The sequence below is a fragment of the Moorena sp. SIO3I6 genome, from assembly GCF_010672095.1.
In genome coordinates, this window is the sequence record NZ_JAAHHU010000036.1 from 1 (window position 1) to 20,916 (window position 20,916).

16 protein-coding genes and 1 pseudogene are annotated in these 20,916 nt (G+C 43.6%); 10 read left to right on the forward strand and 7 right to left on the reverse strand.

Annotation, left to right across the window (positions count from 1 at the left end):
* Positions 1–238 (reverse strand): annotated as a pseudogene (locus tag F6K49_RS13125) (thioredoxin family protein); the annotation flags it as partial.
* Between the two features lie 693 nt (positions 239–931).
* Here F6K49_RS13125 and rpmG point away from each other — a divergent pair.
* The 4 genes from rpmG (at position 932) to F6K49_RS13145 (ending at position 5,625) form a co-directional block, all read left to right on the forward strand.
* Positions 932–1,126 (forward strand): 50S ribosomal protein L33, encoded by a 195-nt coding sequence (gene rpmG, locus F6K49_RS13130; protein WP_293020919.1) that lies wholly within the window; start codon positions 932–934, stop codon positions 1,124–1,126.
* Between the two features lie 121 nt (positions 1,127–1,247).
* The gene (rpsR, locus tag F6K49_RS13135) at positions 1,248–1,463 is read left to right on the forward strand and encodes a 30S ribosomal protein S18 (RefSeq protein ID WP_008191262.1); all 216 of its coding nucleotides are present in this window, start codon (positions 1,248–1,250) and stop codon (positions 1,461–1,463) included.
* A gap of 368 nt (positions 1,464–1,831) precedes the next feature.
* Positions 1,832–3,889 (forward strand): ribonuclease R family protein, encoded by a 2,058-nt coding sequence (locus tag F6K49_RS13140; protein WP_293097211.1) that lies wholly within the window; start codon positions 1,832–1,834, stop codon positions 3,887–3,889.
* A 161-nt stretch (positions 3,890–4,050) separates the two neighbouring features.
* Positions 4,051–5,625 carry an ammonium transporter gene (locus F6K49_RS13145; protein ID WP_293097215.1) on the forward strand — a complete coding sequence of 525 codons (1,575 nt, stop codon included), beginning with the start codon at positions 4,051–4,053 and terminating at the stop codon, positions 5,623–5,625.
* 207 nt (positions 5,626–5,832) lie between these two features.
* Here F6K49_RS13145 and F6K49_RS13150 read toward each other — a convergent pair whose 3' ends face one another.
* The 3 genes from F6K49_RS13150 to F6K49_RS13160 all read right to left on the reverse strand — a co-directional run bounded on the left by F6K49_RS13150 (position 5,833) and on the right by F6K49_RS13160 (position 7,838).
* Positions 5,833–6,996 (reverse strand): hypothetical protein, encoded by a 1,164-nt coding sequence (locus F6K49_RS13150; RefSeq protein WP_293097218.1) that lies wholly within the window; start codon positions 6,994–6,996, stop codon positions 5,833–5,835.
* A gap of 131 nt (positions 6,997–7,127) precedes the next feature.
* On the reverse strand, positions 7,128–7,472 hold the full coding sequence (locus tag F6K49_RS13155) for a hypothetical protein (protein WP_293020911.1): 345 nt from the start codon (positions 7,470–7,472) through the stop codon (positions 7,128–7,130).
* 198 nt (positions 7,473–7,670) lie between these two features.
* Positions 7,671–7,838 (reverse strand): hypothetical protein, encoded by a 168-nt coding sequence (locus tag F6K49_RS13160; RefSeq protein ID WP_293097221.1) that lies wholly within the window; start codon positions 7,836–7,838, stop codon positions 7,671–7,673.
* 280 nt (positions 7,839–8,118) lie between these two features.
* On the opposite strand from F6K49_RS13160, the gene F6K49_RS13165 reads away from it, so the two are divergent.
* Positions 8,119–8,514, forward strand: coding sequence for a hypothetical protein (locus tag F6K49_RS13165; RefSeq protein WP_293020910.1), 396 nt, complete (start codon positions 8,119–8,121; stop codon positions 8,512–8,514).
* 240 nt (positions 8,515–8,754) lie between these two features.
* Here the strand turns inward: F6K49_RS13165 and F6K49_RS13170 are convergent, their stop codons facing one another.
* On the reverse strand, positions 8,755–8,949 hold the full coding sequence (locus F6K49_RS13170; RefSeq protein WP_071102195.1) for a hypothetical protein: 195 nt from the start codon (positions 8,947–8,949) through the stop codon (positions 8,755–8,757).
* Between the two features lie 731 nt (positions 8,950–9,680).
* On the opposite strand from F6K49_RS13170, the gene F6K49_RS13175 reads away from it, so the two are divergent.
* The 3 genes from F6K49_RS13175 (at position 9,681) to F6K49_RS13185 (ending at position 13,490) form a co-directional block, all read left to right on the forward strand.
* Positions 9,681–10,013 carry an STAS domain-containing protein gene (locus F6K49_RS13175; RefSeq protein ID WP_293020909.1) on the forward strand — a complete coding sequence of 111 codons (333 nt, stop codon included), beginning with the start codon at positions 9,681–9,683 and terminating at the stop codon, positions 10,011–10,013.
* Between the two features lie 248 nt (positions 10,014–10,261).
* Complete coding sequence (locus F6K49_RS13180; RefSeq protein ID WP_293097224.1) at positions 10,262–13,201, forward strand: TIGR03960 family B12-binding radical SAM protein; 2,940 nt, start codon at positions 10,262–10,264, stop codon at positions 13,199–13,201.
* Positions 13,202–13,337: 136 nt separating this feature from the next.
* Positions 13,338–13,490 (forward strand): hypothetical protein, encoded by a 153-nt coding sequence (locus F6K49_RS13185; protein WP_293082541.1) that lies wholly within the window; start codon positions 13,338–13,340, stop codon positions 13,488–13,490.
* A 64-nt stretch (positions 13,491–13,554) separates the two neighbouring features.
* Here the strand turns inward: F6K49_RS13185 and F6K49_RS13190 are convergent, their stop codons facing one another.
* A complete protein-coding gene (locus F6K49_RS13190; RefSeq protein WP_293020907.1) occupies positions 13,555–14,421 on the reverse strand; it encodes a pentapeptide repeat-containing protein in 867 nt (288 codons plus the stop codon).
* A 507-nt stretch (positions 14,422–14,928) separates the two neighbouring features.
* Here F6K49_RS13190 and F6K49_RS13195 point away from each other — a divergent pair.
* Positions 14,929–17,568 carry a colicin uptake protein gene (locus tag F6K49_RS13195; protein WP_293097227.1) on the forward strand — a complete coding sequence of 880 codons (2,640 nt, stop codon included), beginning with the start codon at positions 14,929–14,931 and terminating at the stop codon, positions 17,566–17,568.
* A gap of 100 nt (positions 17,569–17,668) precedes the next feature.
* Here F6K49_RS13195 and F6K49_RS13200 read toward each other — a convergent pair whose 3' ends face one another.
* Complete coding sequence (locus F6K49_RS13200) at positions 17,669–17,890, reverse strand: hypothetical protein (protein ID WP_293097230.1); 222 nt, start codon at positions 17,888–17,890, stop codon at positions 17,669–17,671.
* Positions 17,891–18,086: 196 nt separating this feature from the next.
* Here F6K49_RS13200 and F6K49_RS13205 point away from each other — a divergent pair, with 196 nt between their 5' ends.
* Positions 18,087–20,288 carry a cation:proton antiporter gene (locus F6K49_RS13205; protein ID WP_293097233.1) on the forward strand — a complete coding sequence of 734 codons (2,202 nt, stop codon included), beginning with the start codon at positions 18,087–18,089 and terminating at the stop codon, positions 20,286–20,288.
* Positions 20,289–20,916: the final 628 nt, after the last annotated feature.

The following is a 20,916-nucleotide window of genomic DNA, read 5'->3' on the forward strand; positions in this document are numbered from 1 at the left end:
ACTTAGAGATAGTCACAGAATATAGCTTGCAATCCCTACTGTCATCTACGTAGAACACCAACAAAGCTGGCTTTTTCCTGCGCAAAGAATCTTCTAAGGTAATTCGTGGTGGGACTATAGAGCCATTCCCAGCATACAGAGCAAAAATATTACCATCAAAGCTGTCATCATCGAAACTTGCTAATGCTGATGGTGTTCCCAGTAGATACCAGCAGCTCAGTAAGCCGACCAGAATCAATAGGCATTTGGAAACAAATCTACACCTTACACAGCAACTATATTTAATAGTCCTGTATCCGAATCTTCCTAAACCGTCTATCATACCGAATTATTAGCCCTTATCTCAAATCCGAGGTGAATCCAAGTCCAAGGGTTTCAAAAATCGCAACAATCACTATAGCAATTGTAATTCAGTTGTGAACCGTAGTGCAGGCATATTGGCTGCACTACCAGGATAACTAGACTTAGGCTGGTCAGCTCACTGCTTAGAACAGATCCTCTTGGCTTTTATCTGTTCGGTGATGCTTATCGTCCTGTTGGCCTGGCTAGTTACGGGAGTCGTGGTATTATACACCAATCAGGCTCAGAGTTTAGGGTAGTGGGGTTTCGGTTATCTTGATTCTTGAGGTTAGATTCGTTACCCTTGCACCGGTTACTGACTCTAACAAAATGCTAGGCCATGCTTGGCTTCGCTGCACTAAAGCGCTTCGGATTGGCTGAAAAATTGGTCTATCTAAAGCCATTTCAAGGATACTGCCGTGGGATCCCCTAGCCACTGACGAGATCGCGCTGCACTATGATCGTGTCAACAAGGCGTGAGGTTTTTCCCGAGACTTGAGAAATTTTGCATCTACTTGATAGACTGGGGGATGCCATGAGATAATAGTAAATTGTGTTTAATTGTAATATTTGAGTTCTTAGAAAAAAAACTATGGCAAGTAAGAAAGGTGTCCGAATCGTTATTACTCTAGAATGTACGGAATGTCGCAGTAACTCCAATAAGCGTTCGGCTGGTGTTTCCCGCTATACCACTAGGAAGAATCGCCGTAACACAACATCACGTCTGGAACTGAAGAAATTTTGCCCCAATTGCAACAGGCACACAATTCACAAAGAAATCAAGTAGATTTGGTCCTTGGTCATTTGTGAATTGAATTTTTTAATTCAAAATGGACTATTGACAAAGAACAAATGACTATAATCATTAACCAGTAACCCAAATAACCAATCACCAATCACAACCAATCATGACTTACTTTCGTAAACGTCTCTCTCCGATCAAACCCGATGAACCGATTGACTATAAAGATGTTGAGTTGCTGCGCAAGTTTATCACTGAACGGGGAAAAATTTTACCCCGCCGCATTACTAATCTAACGACTCAACAACAACGAAAGCTAACCACAGCCATTAAGCGAGCAAGGTTCTTGGCTTTGCTACCCTATATTAATAAAGAAGGTTAAGGTGAACAATCACGGTCTTCCTCTGGGATATTTCCCGTGTGAAGAATGAAATATCAAATAATAAGGATGAAGGATGAAGTATGAAGGATGAAATGGGGTGATCGATGGCTCAGGCGTGGGATGCAGTGGCCTCATGGGGAGGCCACTCGCGCTCTGCATGGCTGACATGGTTAACTAAAAACTTGCGACTCAACCAGGAGTTACACTGACCACTGAGCGCTGACCACTGAGCGCTGACAACTTCAGACTTCAGACTTCAGACTTCAGACTTTAGACTTGACCCCCTCTGCTGAGTTGGGCATCTCAACAACACAGGATAGACTGGGGGGAGGTGGATTTGGTAAACGCTACCCGGGTTATCAGAACTGGTGGAAAAGGGAACACTAATCGAATTTCGCTTACAAGGAGAACGCCATCTCGCCGTTGTCGATCGTCCAGAGGGCAAGAACCACTTGATTGCTTTGGATCAACGGGGGAAACTGCACAAGCTCCATCCTCGACAAGTCACCTACACAGTGGCGGATTCTACTTATAAGCCATCAGAAATACCAGAGTTTCTTGCTCGAGTACAACCGTATCTAGACCCAGATAGCTTAGAATTAGCCTGGGAATTACTGGTGGAAGAAGGAGAGGCGGTTACCTGTGCTGACATGGCACAGTTATTATTTTCTGAGCAAAGTCCACCCCAGTGCTATGCTGCACACTGTATTCTGTTTGAAGACAAAATCTATTTTAAACAAAAAGCACAAACCTATGAACCCCGCTCCGCTAGCATGGTGGCTGAAATCAAGCATCAACTGGCAGCGGCTCAATCAAAGCACCAGGAACAAGAAGAATTTTTGAAGCGAGTACAGCAAAAGCTAGGGGGTGAGGAAGTAGAGTGGGTTGATAGCGATCGCACTCGCTTTGATGCTCTAGAACGGTTCGTTAGTGAACCAGATAAACCCTCTCGTGCAGTTCAGGAAACTCTGGAAGCAGTAAAACGCCATCAAAACCCAGAAAATGCCTTCAATTTGTTGGTAAATCTGGGTTTGTGGCATCCTCACCAGAAGCACTTGCTGCGTCATAAAATCCCAACTCAATTTCGTCGTGAGGTACTCGAATTGACCCAGCAATACCTGGCAAATCCTCCTACTGACCCAGATTCAGATCGCTTGGATTTAACTCATCTGAAACTCTACACCATAGATGATGAAAGTACCCAAGAAATAGATGATGGGTTGAGTATAGAAGATCTAGAGGATGGCACTCAGCGTCTGTGGATTCACATCGCTGACCCAACCCGCTTGGTAATGCCAGGGGATAACCTTGACCTAGAAGCAAGACGGCGTAGTACCACCATATATCTACCCACAGGCATGATTCCCATGTTCCCATCGGAACTGGCAACTGGTCCAATGAGTTTGGTTCAAGGTCAAGTCTGTGGCGCACTCAGTTTTGGCGTGATATTGGATGAAGATGGTGCCATCTATGACTATCAGATTCGCCCCAGCTTGATTAAACCCACCTATCGCCTGACTTATGAAGATGTAGATGAAATGTTGCAGTTAGGGGTACAGGCAGAAACAGAACTGTTTGCGATCGCTAACTCGGCTGTGCGTCGGCAAAAGTGGCGCAAGTCTCAAGGGGCGATTAGTATCCATATGCCAGAGTCGGTAATCAAGGTGGGAAATGATGAGCAAATTACCATTGAGGTGTTAGAAGATTCACCATCACGGCAAATGGTGGCAGAAATGATGATTCTGGCAGGTGAAGTGGCTGGACGCTATGGTCAACTGCATCAAATTCCCCTACCATTCCGAGGACAACCCCAGCCAGAACTTCCCTCCCAAGAAGAACTGCTGCTATTGCCAGCGGGTCCAGTGCGGTTCTGTGCCATGCGTCGGTGTATGCCTAGAAGCGAAATGAGCATTACCCCAACACGCCACGCTAGTTTGGCTTTGGAAACTTACACCCAGGTAACCTCTCCCATCCGCCGCTACACTGACTTAATGACTCATTTCCAGCTGAAAGCTCATCTACGGGGTGACCCCCTACCCTTTGAAGCTGAACATTTGCTCGAAACGATGCAGAGTGTAACCAGAACAGCTAAGGACGCTAGTGAAGTAGAACGTGATACCAACAAATATTGGGGATTGGAATATTTACGGCGTAACCCGAATCAGGTTTGGCAAGTATTAGTACTCAGTTGGTGGCGAGAAAACGAGAATAAGGGCAACATTCTCCTAGAAGAGTTAGGTCTAGAATTGCCCATGCGTTTCCAGCGTTCGGTTCAATTAGGCGATCGCTTACACGTCAAAGTCAGTCACGCTGATCCCCGTAAAGAAGTTATTCATTTTCAAGAACTAGCGAACTCAGAGGCTCAACTTGCTTTTAACTCAAAGCTAGAAGATGGCTCAGCTTCTGCTGTCAACAGGTTCGCGTAAATCCCTTTTCTTGTATAAGGCTTAGATGTCAGCAGTTAATGATGTGACGAAACATCATATAGTGTTATTTAACAGTGTTATTTAATAGTGTTATGTAAGTATGTCAACCTACTTACCAGTTGGAAATTCACTTCTACTGTAAAACTGGAAAGCTTGCTTTGATGTCTCGACATAAGTACAAGAGATTAAAACACCAAATCACCTCGGTACCGAGCCGTTGGTACTTCTGCCTATCTTTGGCTATTACCATCCTGCTGGGATGGGTTGGTGTAGCAGCAGCACAAGATAGTAACACGAATAATTTCACTAACCTGTCTACTATCTGGTTGTTAGTTTCATCTTTTCTAGTCTTTTTTATGAATGCTGGCTTTGCCATGTTAGAAGCCGGGTTATGTAGACGAAGAAATGCGACTAATGTCTTGGCTAAAAATTTGATAGTTTTCTGTATATCAGCCTTAGCATTTTGGCTAATTGGCTTTGGCTTAATGTTTGGTGATGGCATTACTTACAGTTGTGTTCCAGGAGAAAATACTAGTTTAAGTTTAGTGGGTCAAAAGGGCTTGTTTTTTAATCTTCCCTTTCCCCAATTTGGAAATCTGGGCTTTCCAGAATCAGGATTTAATTGTCTCAATCAAGATTGGTCTAATCACTCCTTTGCGTCTCTATTTTTATTTCAGTTAGTCTTTGCTGGAACTGCAGCGACTATTGTTTCAGGAGCTGTTGCTGAACGGGTAAAATTCTGGGCATTTCTCCTATTTAGTTTTTTCCTGGTTGGTTTTATCTATCCCGTAACCGGTCACTGGGTTTGGGGACACTATGGTTGGCTAGCCAAGGCGCTAAAATTTCATGATTTTGCGGGTTCAACTGTAGTCCATAGTGTTGGTGGTATGGCTGCCTTGGTAGGTGCTTGGCTACTAAAGCCACGACAAGGTCGTTTTGGCTACAATTTAAGAACAGATAGATATGAAGGTCTCGAAACTGAAAAGTTCTCTGCCGATAATCTGGGTTTAGCCACCTTAGGCTGTTTAATTCTTTGGCTGGGCTGGTTTGGTTTTAATGGTGGCTCAGCAAAGGATCTCGATTATGTAGCCAATACCATCACAACTACCATGATGGCAGCAGCAGCTGGTGGAATATCCAGCGTATTTTTTAGTCCAATTATCCTAGGAAAACCCAGTCTAGCCTCAATTATCAATGGCATTTTAGGTGGGTTGGTGGGAATTACAGCTTCAGCTGCTTTTGTAGATATCAGAAGTGCATTTATAATTGGCTCTATCAGCGGTATTTTTGTCCTTTTAGGCGAATATTTTCTACAAGTTTGGAAAATTGACGACCCCGTAGGTTCGATTCCTGTTCACCTTTTCTGTGGATTTTGGGGAACGATTGCCTTAGGAATCTTTAGTAGCAATAGTTCTCTGTTGTACTCAGAACTTGATGTATATGACAATCCATTACTACAAGTGTTGTGTCAGTTCTTAGGCTGGCTGATTATTATCATTGTAACAGCTCTATTGAGTTTAGTAGGTTGGCTATTAGTTAGCCTAATTTTATATTATGCAATCCAGATCAATGAGCGGATTAGCGGCAAACAACGCCATAGGAAACAATTACGTCAAACCCAATATTTTCAATTGGGAGAATTTATCTTAACTATTTTTGAAATTGCTCGTCGAGGAATTAGGGTATCTTTGGAAGAAGAAATAAGTGGTAGCGATGGAGTTTTTTATAATCCTTAAAATCTGGATTATCAGTAAATAGCTAAGTCTTTAAAAGTAGGAAATAAAAGAAAGTTGTCTTGAATAAAACCATTACATTAAATTATATATATTAATTAGTTATTTAATTACTAAAAATCCCTACATACATTTCCTATTCCCTATTCCCTATTCCCTGTTCCCTGTTCCCTGTTTCCACGACTACTGATTTAACAATTTAACAATTGATTACCCCAAATATTTAGAAGCGGGACAATCATATTTTATTAGATAGTTTTTCAACCAATTAGCATAATTCTCATTATTCCTATCCCATCGACGGAAAAAACGTGGAAGAGATTTTTGTTTAAACTGGTAGTAACGCTCTGATACTTGACAAAGATTTATCGTAGCTTGCTTGAATTCACCTTGACTAGCGAGCTCTTCTATAGCATAGGAAAACTGCAATTGATCTAACATTGACTGACATAGCTTGGGAAAAGCCTTATTTTGACTCTTTATCTTTCTAAGTTGCTCTATTTGTTCTTTTCTGGTAATAAATTGGCGTCTGCATATGTCCTGAGGAACAAGGTTTTTTAGTTGATCGTCTGCTCTTCTAGCACTAGTACACTGAAATACACCAAAGGTAATGACTAGAAACAAGGCGATCAAGCCACCCCAAAAACTAATGGGTGATGGGATTCTGCTAGTTGATGGGGTAGCCGAGGTTGTGGCTTGGTCTGGCTCTAAAGGTACTACAGTTGATTGGTTGGGCTCGTCAGTTGTTAGATCTGGGTGTTTAGGCTGGTCAGTTGTGAGATCTTGGTGTTGAGTAACTGGGGTGATTGGTAGGTTAGGAAAAGCCATGGCGATGGCTTGATCAGTAGCATCTGTCGTCAGCTCAGATGCCAACCAATAGTCTGTACTGGTCAACTGTGCTAACTCTTGAGCTACCCAGTTGAGATTAAAAACAGCCTCATAAATACGGTTAGAAACTTTTAAATTTCCCCCCTGGTTAATCACCACACCGGAGTTGAGCAACACTTTTTGTTCCCAACTGTCATTTGCCATCATGGCTCCCTGCAAAATTTTCTGATACAGCCGCAGGAATTGTTCTTCGAGCAAGAAACTACGAATATCTTGCAGAAGTTCAGCGGCTTCCTGAGTTTCCCAATTTTCAACGAAGTGAGTTTTGACGAGTTCTTCGACTTTAAGAGCTTCCTCACCAACAGGGATGGGAGATTTAAAGTCAAGGATAACTTGACAAAGCTTCTGGGTCAAAAAAGGCTGAGAGCCAGTCCATGCCAGTACCTCGTCTAAGATAACATCAGGGTTGATCAGATGTTCCGCCAATGCGGGTTTGAATGGTTCGAGGATTTTAGCCACCTCAGGTTTATCCTGCTTAGAGGTCATTTCATTCCTTGTGTATTCCAGACTATTTTTCCTTCAAACATATTTTGTGATAGTCTTAAATTTTGGATCAAGATTAACAAGGAATTTCTATGACCTACAAGCCAGGTTATCGGTAAGACATGGGGTTTCGACTACATGTCCATTACATCCAACCCCTCTGATGGCATAACCTTTCCCCCATAGGACTTAACTACATCTTCAAACAAGGGCATATCATCCTGTGGGATTCCCACTACTACTACCATTTTGGCATATTCCTCTGCTCCTTCTTCCTTGTATTCTATTTGCTCGAAGGGCAGGTCTGTTGTCCAATCGTCTAAATTGCTATTAATCATAGGGATGTTGGGCAACAGTTCTTCAACTGGGATAGCGCGAGGTTTAAAAGGTAGATCCACGCAAAATCGAGGCAGTGCCTGATGAGAAAAATTAACGAAATCCACGGGATTGGTAAAGACGACGGATACTTGGACTTTCATAATCTATGCTATGCTATTCAATCTATTGAGACCGATTTGAATTAATACATCATAGCAAAGATGAGCAGTAAGCTTACCCCGGGCTGTTGGCGTAGCCTGCCGCCAGGCATAGCACGGGGGCTTTCGCCCAGGCAACAGGCGCGTTGGTTTTCAGTACCCCTAGCTAACTAACGCCCTTAGACTCCCAATTAATTGAGCCTAAGGGTTAAGGGCTGAACCTCTAGGTCTGCTTACTCTACGGAAACCCGTAGCTTCTACAACCGAGTCAATTCCCGGACGACCCCATTGAGAATTAAGAATTGAGAATTGAGAATTGAGAATTGGTATTTCTGAATTCTTGATTCTTGATTCTTGATTCTTCAACATTGCTCCGATTTACGTATCACTCGCCGATACTAACCTACTGGCCTAGCCGTTTTCTCCAGAGCTAAGAGTGCCTTGGCCAATTTCAACCTATATCTATTATACTTTACTGGGGTTAAAACTGCTATGCCGCTTCATCCCGGAGACGAAACCTTTGTTTCTTACGTGAGACAGCCTCTGACTTGCAGTCATGCCAAATCTGGGTCTAATAGCACCGTTAACCAAACTGGTAATATGAACAGTGTATTATATCGCAATGACTCAATTTAGGAATTGATGCCTGGTGAATAAAGACGTATCAAGGAGTTTGGTTTACGAGTTCCAGCCTCATCAGATTATTTGCTTAGAGCATGACAATACTCGTTTATACGCTGAAGTTATCGAATTTGTGTCATCGCGACAAATGTGTTGGGTGCGTTCTATGATATTGGTCACCTTGCATAGTCAAGAGCCTGTGCCAGTGGAACCCCCTGAACAGCTTACTCTTTACGACCTACGCTCTGGACCGGATTTACTTTGGCCAGCGAGTTTATTACGACTAGCCTTAGACACTGAAGTAATTCCCCTCTTGGTTCGGTTAGATGACCCTGATGTCAATGTAGAAAGTGACCCTGATGCTCGCCAGCAACTAAGTTATTTTATCTGTGCAGTTTGGCAAGCTTATCCAGACAAGTTTTAAGTTTTGTTAATGGTTAATCGGTAATAGGACTTTGCCAACTCAATGGTGATCTGATCACGACTCAAGCAGTAGCAAGTCAGACCCCTTAGGAGAGTAAACTAAAGTTGTAGGGGTTTTGCCACATGTAGCTGTCAGAGCTTGCCCCAACCCTGAAAGTCATGGCTAAAAGTCATGGCTAAAAGTCATGGAGTAGTTACCAAGCCTCCGAGCTGGTCTAGCCTTAGTTTATAACCACTTTTTCTAGTGACTCGGAACTAGCTGTACACGACCAGCATCCATCTCAGACATTAATAATTCCAGTGCTTCGTAATCCACATCAGAGATGTAACCCGTTTGAGTTAGTTCGTAGTTAATTGCATTCTCTATATCAGGAGTCAACTGCCTAATATAGAGGGCTTTTTCTACTAGTTGACGAATAACAAAGGTAGTTTTCACAATTACTTACCCAAAATTCCATATAAATTTATTGTCTTCTGAAGTTACTAGCCACTATAGTGATCTTTATCTTATTGGTATGTGATCTAAATCACTGATAAGGTGGATTGGTACTCTCTTAAATACATATTATAAGCCTTTTGGACTTAACTCATAAAGCTTAACCTGAACGTAAGAAGCTATGCCGTTTCAAGGGTTAGAGGTATTGAAGTTTAGGTGCGACCCGTTCCCGTAGCGTCGGCTTTGCCCAAAGGTGCGACCCAAGGGCGATTTACTCGCCCTTGGAGGCGCGCACCTAAGGCAGTTATAAGGACATACTGCTTAGTACTACTTGCCTCTACACCCTAGTTAACGTTATACTTATCTAAAGCTAAACATTTGGCTCAAGCCTATAAAAAAAGTCTTATATTTCTATGTCAGGGCAGCTCTATTTAGTGAATGTAACAAAAATTATTAAAATTTAATCCCTACTTATAGGCATGAACTGAGCGATGCTCTTAGCGACTTAGACCATCGGAAATGAAAAATAAATAAATTACTTAACTTGAAAAAAGTAATATATGATACATTTTGTTGATGGTAAGTTTTATGAAGATTTCAAAAACCATTAGCCATCTGTAAAGATTCGGCAAAGTATCTCAGAAGTGGTATGGAATTAGCAAAATTCCATACTATCTTCAATATATTCTCTAGAAAATTTTATTGGATTTGACCAAGTGAGGATTCTGCTCATGACACAGGCGACCCTGAGTGCAAAATTAAGAATTATTCAACCTTCCGGTCATATTAACGCTTCTAATGCAATTGAGTTTAAAAGTCAGTTGACAGAAGCTGTGGTGGCTGCTGAGGATTCGGCTTTGTTGGTTGATATGCATAAGTTAGAGTCTCTCGACAGTGCTGGCTTAATGGCCTTAATTCATGCCCTGAAGCTAGCAAGAAGTCTAGAGAGGCGCTTTGGTCTTTGCTCCGTAGCTCCTTCAATTCGCATTATGCTGGAGCTAACTAAATTAGATGGGGTGTTTGAGATTTTTGAGAGCCATGAGGCTTTTGCTACAGCCCTCTAGGGGGTTGGAGTAGGTTGGGAAGCTAACTCAATGGCTCTGAGTGCAGCAAAATAATAGGAAATCTAAGGAAGATTAAGTGCTTACAGCGATGATGATGGGAGGAGATAGGGAAATACCAGTCAAGAAGTCTGGTGGTTCTTATCTCCCTCACTTCATCCACCTTCACCCAACCCTATCTCTACCCTGAGTACTGATAAAATGAATGGTGGATCAGGGCTAACTGCATTGAAAGCAGTAATAAAGTTTCTATGGGAATCACTGTAGATGAAATACTAACACCAGACATCAACAGACCAGCCCGTTACTTAGGTAACGAGTTGGGAGCAGTCCATAAACCTTGGGAAGAAGCTGAGGTACGCTGGGTATTGACTTATCCAGAAATCTATGAAGTGGGCGCTTCTAACTTAGGCCATATCATCCTCTACAATATATTGAATTGTCAACCTAGGCAGTTATGCGATCGCGCCTATCTACCCGCCCCAGACTTGGCAGCTAAATTGCGTTCCACTCAAACCCCTCTGTTTGCTGTCGAGAATCGGCGACCTCTGACAGATTTTGATATTATTGGCTTTAGCCTTAGCTATGAATTAGGGGCAACCAACATCTTGGAAATGTTGGATTTGGCAGGAATTCCCCTTACCTGGAAAGACCGTGCTGAGTTTGATATATCGGAAATCCCCCTAATTTTTGCAGGTGGACAAACGGCGACATCGAATCCTGAACCCTATGCTGATTTCTTAGATTTTGTGGATCTTGGCGATGGGGAAGAATTGTTGCCAGAGATTGGCTTAGTAATCGAAGAGGGCAAAGCAGCTGGCTTAAGTCGAGAAGCGTTACTCCTGGATTTGGCTCAGATACCAGGGGTGTATGTCCCCCAATTCTATGATATGACTGAGGATGGCTCAGTTAAACCCAACCGCCCTGATGTGCCGAAGCGGATATTGCGGCGTGTGGCTACACCGATGCCTGCCTATGCTATTGGACTAGTACCCTATATCCAAACGGTTCATGACCGACTCAAGATCGAAGTGCGACGGGGCTGTACTCGGGGTTGTCGGTTCTGCCAACCTGGGATGCTGACTCGACCAGCGCGGGATGTGGCACCAGAAAAAGTGGTGGAAGCTATTGAAGAAGGGATGCGTGCTACAGGGTATAACGAGTTTTCCCTTCTATCCCTGAGTTGTTCCGATTACCTGGCTCTACCAGCGGTGGGGATGGAAATCAAAAATCGTCTTAAGGATCAGAATATTTCCTTGTCCCTACCGAGTCAGCGGGTAGACCGCTTTGATGAAAATATTGCCAATATCCTAGGGGGAAATCGCCAGAGTGGCTTGACCTTTGCCCCAGAAGCAGGAACTCAGCGGATGCGGGATATTGTGAATAAGGGACTGACTAATGAAGAACTGCTCAGGGGAGTAAAGACGGCATTTGAGCAAGGCTGGGAGAAAGTCAAGCTCTATTTTATGATTGGTTTGCCCGGTGAAACGGATGCGGATGTGTTGGGGATTGCAGAAACAGTCCGTTGGTTGCAGCAGGAGTGCCGTGCAAAAGGGAGAAAAACCCTTAAGTTTAACATAACTGTTTCTAATTTTACCCCAAAACCTCACACCCCATTCCAGTGGCATTCCGTATCGACTTCGGAGTTTAAACGCAAGCAGGAATTGCTCAAACAAGTATTTGGTCAGATCAGGGGGGTGAGGGTTAATTACACCGATGTTCGGATTTCGGCCATGGAAGATTTCGTCGGACGGGGTGACAGACGCTTAAGTGCGGTGGTGCGCCGTGCTTGGGAATTGGGGGCAGGGATGGATGCTTGGATGGAAAGCTTGGATCGGGCATTTGCTGCTTGGGAAAATGCGATCGCTTCATCAGGTCTGACCTGGAAATATCGCCAAGTAGAAAATGGCGAATGGAACGTGATGGCGGGTGTAGAAGAGTTGCAAGTTGGAAGGTTGTTCGCGTTCGCGCAGCGTCGCCTACGGCGAAAGCGTGGCCAAAAGGCCAAGGTTGAAAGTTCAGAGCAACCAGCTAACCTACAACCAGCTAACCTACAACCTTCAAACCTTGGCCAAAAGGCCACGCTACGCGAACAACCTTCAAACCTTGGCCAAAAGGCCACGCTACGCGAACAACCTTCAACCCTTGGCCAAAAGGCCACGCTACGCGAACAACCTTCAACCCTTGGCCAAAAGGCCACGCTACGCGAACAACCTTCAACCCTTGGCCAAAAGGCCACGCTACGCGAACAACCTTCAACCCTTAACGCCCTTGATGCTCCCTTGCCTTGGGATCATATTGATACGGGAATTGATAAGAATTGGCTCAAGGAAGATTTACAACGGGCGTTAGATGCAGCAACGGTACCGGATTGTTCCTTTGATGGGTGTTCTCACTGTGGTGTGTGTGGGATTGATTTTGGTCATAATGTGGTGATTGACCCGCCACAGATTCCGCAATTTACTGGTCACTTTAAACCCAATACTAATAAGGATCAGCGGCTGCGGGTTTGGTTTGGAAAGTTGGGGGATATGACCTTGTTGGGTCATCTGGATTTGGCAAGTCTGTTTGAGAGAGCAGTAAGACGGGCGTCACTACCAATTCGCTATAGTGGGGGGTTTCGGGCTAATGCTCGGATTATGATTGCTAATGCATTGCCCTTGGGAGCGTCTAGTAGTGGGGAGATTGTGGAGTTTGAGTTAACTGAGAAAATGCCAGTTGAGGAGTTTAGGGAAAGGCTGGTGTCTGAGTTGCCTATAGAGATTCCGGTGTATGGGGTTGAAGCAGTGGATTTGAAGGAACCTGCTGGAACTCAGCTGTTGGAAAAGGCTGAGTATTTGATTCGAGTTGAGGCAATGTCATCGGTGTCTTGGGAAGAGTGGCAGGGTTGGATTGAAGCAATTAAGGGTAGTAAGGAAATTTGGTGGGAGCGGTTTACGAAGTCGGGTAAGAAGCAGTGGGTGAATTTATGCGATCGCTTATTTGAGTTCGAGGTGATGGAACCCCAAAAACCCAAAGATGGTGAAGAGGAGGTTGCAGAGTCTGGGGTGGTTTTGCGGTATGTCGGGAGTTGTTTGAATGATGGCACCATGTTGCGACCAGAGCATATTATTTATATGTTGGACCAGGTGGCGCAGCAGGAGTTTCGTTTGTTACATGTTCATCGGCAACGGTTGATTCTGCGCAATTGAGAAATTTGGTGTGGCATTGCTGAATCTTCGGATGAATATGAGTGGGGTGGGCATCCTGCCTGCCCAAAAAGATCCGGTGCGCTTGACCCATTAAGAATTAAATTCGCCACGGGTCGCACCGTCAGGAACGGGCAAGATGCCCATTCCACAAAAGTCTTCAAATCATTCCATTATTAAGCAACGCTGCCGGGAGAGGAGTTGCTGCTTCAAGGAATGGTATAATCAAAAGAAAACCACTGCTTTGATAAGGAAAGCCAATGGTACGGGAGTAACCAAAATTAGCCATTAGCCATTACACATTACCAATTACCAAGAATTATATTCTCACTGAGCTAAATTGATCTAGCTAACAATTACTTATTATTTCTAATCCTACCATTAGGCATAATAGTGTTACAGAAAATAGCATCATTTAATTCAGCCTTAGCTAATTTAGCCTTTTTAAGATTAGCATGGCTAAAATTAGCCTCACTCAAATCAGCATCATGAAAGTCAACACCTTCTAAATTGGCATAACTTAGGTTTGCGCCCCTCAAGTCACTATTATACAGTCTTGCACCACTCAAATTAGCATGACTAAGGTTAGCGCCAGACATTTCCTCATAACCAAGGTTGATATTTTTCAAGTCTAAACCGCTTAAGTCAGCCTCTGCACAAATAAAGATTGCTCCTGCTTTTGATGGGTTAAATCCAGTCGGAAACTCAGTGCATGACGTATAGATAGCTTTAGTAAAATTTATACTACTAAGGTCAGCTTTTTTCCAGCCATCAACCCCTAGCATACGGGCATAACTGAGGTTAGCATTGCTCAGGTCAGAATCACCTAGGTAAACGTCACATAAGGTAGCATAAGTAAAATTGGCATCCGTGAGCTTACTACCAGCCATATAGATTACAGATAAATCAGCATAGCTCAGATCAGTACCACTAAAGTCGCAGTTTTCCAAGGTTGATTCAGATGCTACTAGATGACTCAAGTTAGCCTTAGTGAGGTTGGAATTTTCGATAGTGGTTTCATATAGGTAAGCATTCCTCAAGTTAGCATGACTTAGATCCACATCATCCCAACTAGCTTCCTCTAAATCAGCATTACTCAAGTCAGCATAATTTAGACAAACACCCTTGAGGTTAGTACTTTTCAAGTTAGCCTTTTTAAAATTAATACCAGAAAAATCTCTTTCACCGGCTTCGTAGCGTTTTAGGAATTCATCACGATTCATAGTATGCCCCTTATTTGTTTAATATTAGATAGTAATCATCCTGATTATATCGTAAAAAAAAATTTTATTAGTATTTTCATGGGTTGGGTTAATGATTAATGGTTAATAGTTGTTAGTACTTAATGGTATCAAGCCTAATCTAAGGGTGCCTAATCCTTAATTCTTAATCCCTCATCCCTGATCCTTTATCCTTAATGTGCCGATCAGCAGATGAAATTGCTCCCAACTCCATAAACTTGACGTAGTCATAACGAGTTTTGGTTATTTTAGCAGAACAGAAAAATAAAGGTTAGGTTAGTTTTATAGGGAGTTAATTTGCTGTCAGGTTACAAAATAGTTGATTGTTGATTAGGCTTTAGGGATAAACCATGAACTATAGTAATCCTACATGAATCGTGAAATTTCCTGATCCGAAGTTACCTTGTAAAAAAATTCTGCTTTAATTGTGTCTGACTACTTACGACCTATAAAGGCAACTTAATAATCCAGTTCGATTAGACCAAGACTATGACTACAACTGAGCGTAAAACAGAGAATAAAATGGAAGTGCCTAGGACAACTAGTGAAGTTATTCGCATCAAACCTCAACAGTTTATTCATGTGCTAGACAACAACACTGGTGTTACTCGACTGGAGGTTGGTCCTCAAACCATTACCCTTCGGGATCACGAGCGGCTGATCTTAAAACCTGAACCGATGATTATTGTGCCGCCTCGATATTATTGTGTGGTGGCTAATCCATTACTCCGGGATGAAGACGGTCAACCCATTGCTGATCAGCATGGTCAAATTCGACTGCGCTACGGTGATCTGGAAATTCGCTTCGCGCAAGATCCCTTTCCCCTTTATCCAAACGAGAAACTGGTAAAAGATGTCACGCAACTGGCAGTAGTCGAGACCAATCAAGCACTGCGTCTGAGAGCAATTCGGGATTTTACCGATACGGTTACGAGAATAGTTGATGGAGAAACCCAGACTGAAACAATTAACCGTTTAGCAGGTGATGAATGGCTGTTTGAAGGACCTGGAACCTATATTCCCCGGGTGGAGGTGGAAGTAGTTGAGACAGTAACAGCTGAGGTGATTAAACCTAACCAAGCTTTGCACCTGTTAGCACGGCAGAATTGCACCGATCGTCAAAGGAATAGACGTATAGCAGGTGAAGAATGGCTGGTTAGAGAAGAAGGAGCCTATTTACCTGGTGTGGATGAAGAAGTAATTGGCATTATTAATGCTTACATTTTGACAGAACAAAAAGCATTACATCTGAAAGCTAAACGCACCTTTACTGATATTTTTGGTCGTCAGCGTAAAGCTGGAGATGAATGGTTGGTCACCTTTGAAGATGCAGAAATTCATATTCCCGATGTTTATGAAGATGTAGTGGGGGAAGTCACCATTACTACCCTGAGCGATCACGAATGGTGTATTGTGCTTGACCCGATTGATGAGTCTGGTAAACCTCAGCTGGGTATGCGAGAGATTCGCCAGGGGAGAACATCATTTTTCTTGCATCCTGGTGAGTCCTTGGAGAATGGTATCCAAAACATCTATGTTCTCAGTGAGCTCGAATCACTATTGCTTCGAGCCAAAGAAGCTTTTAATGAAGGGGAAGGTGACCAGGTCATTACTCATCAACCAGGGGATTTGTGGATGATTGCTGGGCCACAAGATTATATTCCCCCTGTGGAAGTGGAAGTGGTTGAGAAGCGTCAAGCCATTCCCCTCGATAAGAATGAAGGTATCTATGTGCGTAACATTCAGACTGGTGAACTCAAGCTGGTCGGTGGTCCTCAGGCTTATATGCTCACTCCCTATGAGAAGCTTTGGGAAAAAGAACTGCCATCGGTAGTTGAGGAACTGTTGATGCAAAAAATAGACCCATTATCTGGGCGTGGTGAGCATTCTCTAGCTGGAGGGGATCAGTCGGAGGGAAAATCAGGAGTACGCCAAGGTCTATCCCAACGGGATAAGACTAGAGCAGTTGTGTTTCATATTCCTCAAAATGCTGCTGTACAGCTCCATGATTATAAAAACAGAACTGCAAGAACTGTATTTGGACCGGACTTGGTGATGCTCGAACCAGATGAAGCCTTTACTGTGCTTTCTTTGTCAGGTAGCAAGCCCAAACGACCTAATGTCATCAAATCCTTAGCCTTATTACTCGGTCCTGATTTCATGACCGATATCTTTACCGTAGAGACAGCAGACCATACCAGATTGCAGCTACAACTGTCCTATAACTGGTACTTTGATGTGGACAGACACGATGAACAGACTGCAGCTAGATTGTTTCAAGTACCTGATTTTGTGGGAGATACTTGTAAAGCGATCGCATCCCGAGTGCGGGGTGCTGTAGCAGGGGAAAAATTTGATGAATTTCACCGCAATTCAGCCCGGATTATCCGTCAGGCCGTGTTTGGCACTGATCAAGAAGGTCATATTCGAGATGAATTTCGTTTTCGAGCGAATAACCTGCTAATTACCAATATTGATATTCAGTCAGTGGAGCCAGTGGATGAAGAAACCTTAAGGAGCTTGCAAAAGTCAGTGCAGCTAGCGATTCAAATTACCACTGATGCTCAAGAAGCTGCTGCACGCCAAGATGCGGAACGGATTGAGCAAGAAGCGAAAGCCAGGTTGGAAAGGCAAGTGATTTTGGATCAAAGTGCAGCAGAAGCAGAACGGAAAAAACTTCTAGAATTACAAGCAGAAAATATAGCCATTGAGTCTACAGGTCAGGCAACAGCAGAAGCGAGAGCTAAGGCTGAAGCGGCTCAGATTCAAGGACAATTAGCAGTTAACTTGGCTCAGCAAGAAGCCGAGGCGGCTCGGATTCGCAATCAAATCGAGTTAGCTCAACTCAAAGCACGTCAGGAAGCTGAATTAGCCCATCAACAAGCCTTAAATAACCTAGAGATTGCCAAAGCTGAGCGTATGGCTCACATTAAGAGTGAAGAATACCGACAGAAAGTAGAAGCAATTGGTCCTCAAACCATTCAAGCGATCGCACAAGCAGGTCCGGAAATGCAGGCAAGACTTCTAGAAGCACTTGGTATCCAGAGTGTTTTGATTACCGATGGCAAAAATCCCATCAATCTATTTGGTGCAGCTAATGGTCTGATTAGTCCGCCAACTTCTAACTAAGTGCATCTGTATCTGCTGCGCGCTGTGTCTGCTGCGCGCTGGCACGGCTTCGCTTATACACAGATACACGGATAACCCAACGCTATCTTACCGGTCTATCTTACCGGTCTATATGTGTCGAAGGTTGAGAGTTGAGGTGTTGCTCAACTCTATTAATTACCCCTAGTAGCAGAAATAAACCAAATACTACAGCAACACCGATAGCAGTCCACTTGAAAAAAACTAACTTTGGCCGACCTTTAGCTGGATAACCACAACTTAGGCAAATTTCATCGTTGGTGCTGGTTAAAGACCCACAAACGTTACACTGTTCTAAAGTCATAGTTCTTGGAAATCTCTACCGTCATAAGATAACTGAAAAAATTATCAGGTGGGTAGAGTACTTTGAACCTTCCTTACCAACTCCTTGATGCCCAAGTTGCTTAGTTCAAGTGGGTAGGTTACAAAAAAATCAGGGCACAAGGGAAAACCTCCAGGTATGAAGCCTGTGACCAATAACCGATTACCCATTCCTAATCATGGCCTCAGGACACAATTTAATTCTGGATCTAACCACAGTTCTAGGCGCTTCTGCTCTGGGAGGCTACCTTGCCAATCGGCTACGTCAACCTGTACTTTTAGGCTATTTAGCCAGTGGTTTATTGGTTGGTCCGTTTGGTCTTAAACTCGTAGGCGAATTAGAACAAGTCAAATCCCTAGCTGAAATTGGGATTGTTTTTTTGTTATTCACCTATGGGGTAGAATTTTCTCTATCCCAGCTTAAACGATTTAAAGATATTGTCCTGAAAGGGAGTTTACTGCAAATTAGTCTCACTATTACCCTAGTTGCAGTTTTAGCCAATGGACTTGGTTGGGTTGATGGATTTACTCCGGGAATAATGCTCGGATTTATCATCTCCCTCTCCTCCACCTCAGTAGTTCTTAAAACCCTGATGGAGAGAGGAGAAACCAATACCCTTCATGGTCAAGTGATGCTGGCAATTTTGATTGCTCAAGACCTTAGTTTAGGTCTGATGTTAGCCGTCATCCCCGCCCTTCAGCAGCCCTCAGATATTGGCTCAGCTTTAGTTGTTGCTTTACTCAAAGCGTTGGTGTTTCTAGCTGCTGCTCTAGCCGCCGGTCGCTGGATAATTCCCCATCTCATTAAATATATTGCCCGCACTGAAAACAGTGAGCTATTTCTGATCACAGTAATTGCCCTGTGTTTAGGGATTGCTTTGATTACTGCTGGACTTGGTCTATCCGTTGAAATGGGAGCATTTGTGGCAGGATTAATGATGGCTGAAATTGATTATGCTGACCAAGCAGTTGCCAAAATAATCCCCCTTAAAGACACGTTTGTATGTCTATTTTTTGCATCCATAGGAATGCTGATTGAGCCGGAAGTGCTGCTCGAAAACTTCGGCATAATCATCGGTTTAGTGATGTTAGTCATGGGGGGTAAAGCAGCCATTATCCTACCGATTGTGCTGAAATTTGGCTATTCCTTTAAAACGGCTTTTATTGCTAGTTTTGGTCTCAATCAAATTGGAGAATTTTCCTTTGTCTTAGCAGTGGTTGGCTTTGAGTTAGGATTTATCACTAGGGATCAGTATCTACTCCTGGTGGGAACTACAGCCATTACCCTAGTCCTGACACCCATGTGGCTAAGATGGTCTCCCCGAATAGCAGACCACCTGGTAAATCTGCCGTTTCTGAAAAGCTACCTGCGTCAGTTTCAGGGTACTAAAGCTTTGTCAATTCCAGAAACGATTTGTAATCATGTGGTAGTGGCTGGCTATGGACGAGTTGGGCGAGTACTGGTCAAAATCCTGCGCAATCAAGGGCATCAGGTACTAGTGATTGAAAATAGCGAAGCTGCTATTCAACGCTTGAGACATGAGAAAATTCCCTATATGTTTGGGGATGCTCACTCGGAACTGGTGTTAGAAAAAGCCCATCTAGAAAAAGCTAAAGCCCTAGCCATTGCCCTACCCGATCCTGGCAGTACCCGCTTGTTGCTCAAACGTGCCCTCAAGTTTGCCCCAGGACTGGATATTGTGGCTCGTTCTCACAAAAATAGCGAAATTGACCTACTTACCCAGTTAGGGGCGCGGGAAGTAGTGCAACCAGAATTTGAGGCAGCATTGGAAATGGGAGCCCATGTGCTAGTAGCATTGGGAGAAACCCCAGGGATGATTCAGTCGGTCATCAATCGGATTCACCAAGACCGCTATTTGAGTGTACGACCTGAACAAGCTACCTATTCAAAGCAGCAAGACATCACTGATGTTGCCCAAGAACTCCACAGTGAGTGGGTGACTTTGAGTCAAACTTCCCGTCTAGATTGGGTAACTCTGGCAGCAGCAGATATCCGTAACGTGACTGGGGTAACAGTTTTGACAATTCAACAAGGTAATGATATAGTCCACTACCCACAAGGTAAGATGACGTTGCGTTCAGGGGATCGATTGCTAGTTGTTGGGGAACCGGAAGAATTAGCAGCGTTTAGAGACTGGATCGAAAGTCGCAGTTTCCTTAGTGAGGGATCTAAGCATTGGGTAACTTTGGTAGAGAATTCAAGTTTGGTGGGTATGAAGCCAATTGATCTCCAGAATCAATACAATGTCATAGTTCAGGCGTTGCGTAGACAAGGGAAACTGTATAATCCGGTGGATGAAGCTGGAGTATTGCAGGTGGGGGATTGTGTGTTGTTGTCTGGGGAATGGGATGAGGACTGAATTATTTGATTTCGAGACTATGCGATTAGCCCGAAGGGCTACGCTACGCGAACGCATCCTTCGAGAGCCGAATCCCCCGATTTCAGATAAATCCATACAGCAAGCAAATTTTTCTCAAACTAATTCTCAAACTAACTAGACACCCTTAGCAAAATACTATATACTATACAATAGTGACATTATGACAGTTGCTTCCTCAGCAACTGGTGTTCTGGGTGTGCTTTAGGCTGAGAAGTAGGTTCGAGGCAAGATAATATAGACAGCATACCAGGCGTTTGTTTGGCATCAGGGCTAAAGTAGGTCAAAGACAGTTAGGTATAAACAAGTCCCATCAGTTCTTGGGTCTGCTTTAGGTCAATAAGTGCTTACACTTTCGTGGATCAAGGGATACTGAGTTATTAGCAACTTAAGTCCCAGCGAAGTCAGGCGAGTTTAATAGCCTTTTCTGACCAGTAAACGCAATTGAAGGATAATCTAGCTCGACCCTCATGCCGAGCTAGATAAAAGTGGGCTCTCTGCTTATTTTTTGAGGAGAGGTTTATCCACTATAAATAGTGACCAGGTTTATAATGACCAGGTTTGTGGCACAAAGGGAATTCAGGTTTGTGAATATCCCTGCTGCCAGACT

Bases quoted from the DNA above. Each gene is read 5' to 3' on its own strand.
- F6K49_RS13160 (WP_293097221.1), bottom strand. From the start codon at position 7,838: ATGTTGAAGAATCAAGAATCAAGAATCAAGAATTCAGAAATACCAATT.
- rpsR (WP_008191262.1), top strand. From the start codon at position 1,248: ATGACTTACTTTCGTAAACGTCTCTCTCCGATCAAACCCGATGAACCG.
- F6K49_RS13190 (WP_293020907.1), bottom strand. From the start codon at position 14,421: ATGAATCGTGATGAATTCCTAAAACGCTACGAAGCCGGTGAAAGAGAT.
- F6K49_RS13150 (WP_293097218.1), bottom strand. From the start codon at position 6,996: ATGACCTCTAAGCAGGATAAACCTGAGGTGGCTAAAATCCTCGAACCA.
- F6K49_RS13180 (WP_293097224.1), top strand. From the start codon at position 10,262: ATGGGAATCACTGTAGATGAAATACTAACACCAGACATCAACAGACCA.
- F6K49_RS13145 (WP_293097215.1), top strand. From the start codon at position 4,051: ATGTCTCGACATAAGTACAAGAGATTAAAACACCAAATCACCTCGGTA.
- F6K49_RS13155 (WP_293020911.1), bottom strand. From the start codon at position 7,472: ATGAAAGTCCAAGTATCCGTCGTCTTTACCAATCCCGTGGATTTCGTT.
- F6K49_RS13195 (WP_293097227.1), top strand. From the start codon at position 14,929: ATGACTACAACTGAGCGTAAAACAGAGAATAAAATGGAAGTGCCTAGG.
- F6K49_RS13175 (WP_293020909.1), top strand. From the start codon at position 9,681: ATGACACAGGCGACCCTGAGTGCAAAATTAAGAATTATTCAACCTTCC.
- F6K49_RS13185 (WP_293082541.1), top strand. From the start codon at position 13,338: ATGCCCATTCCACAAAAGTCTTCAAATCATTCCATTATTAAGCAACGC.
- F6K49_RS13200 (WP_293097230.1), bottom strand. From the start codon at position 17,890: ATGACTTTAGAACAGTGTAACGTTTGTGGGTCTTTAACCAGCACCAAC.
- F6K49_RS13205 (WP_293097233.1), top strand. From the start codon at position 18,087: ATGGCCTCAGGACACAATTTAATTCTGGATCTAACCACAGTTCTAGGC.
- rpmG (WP_293020919.1), top strand. From the start codon at position 932: ATGGCAAGTAAGAAAGGTGTCCGAATCGTTATTACTCTAGAATGTACG.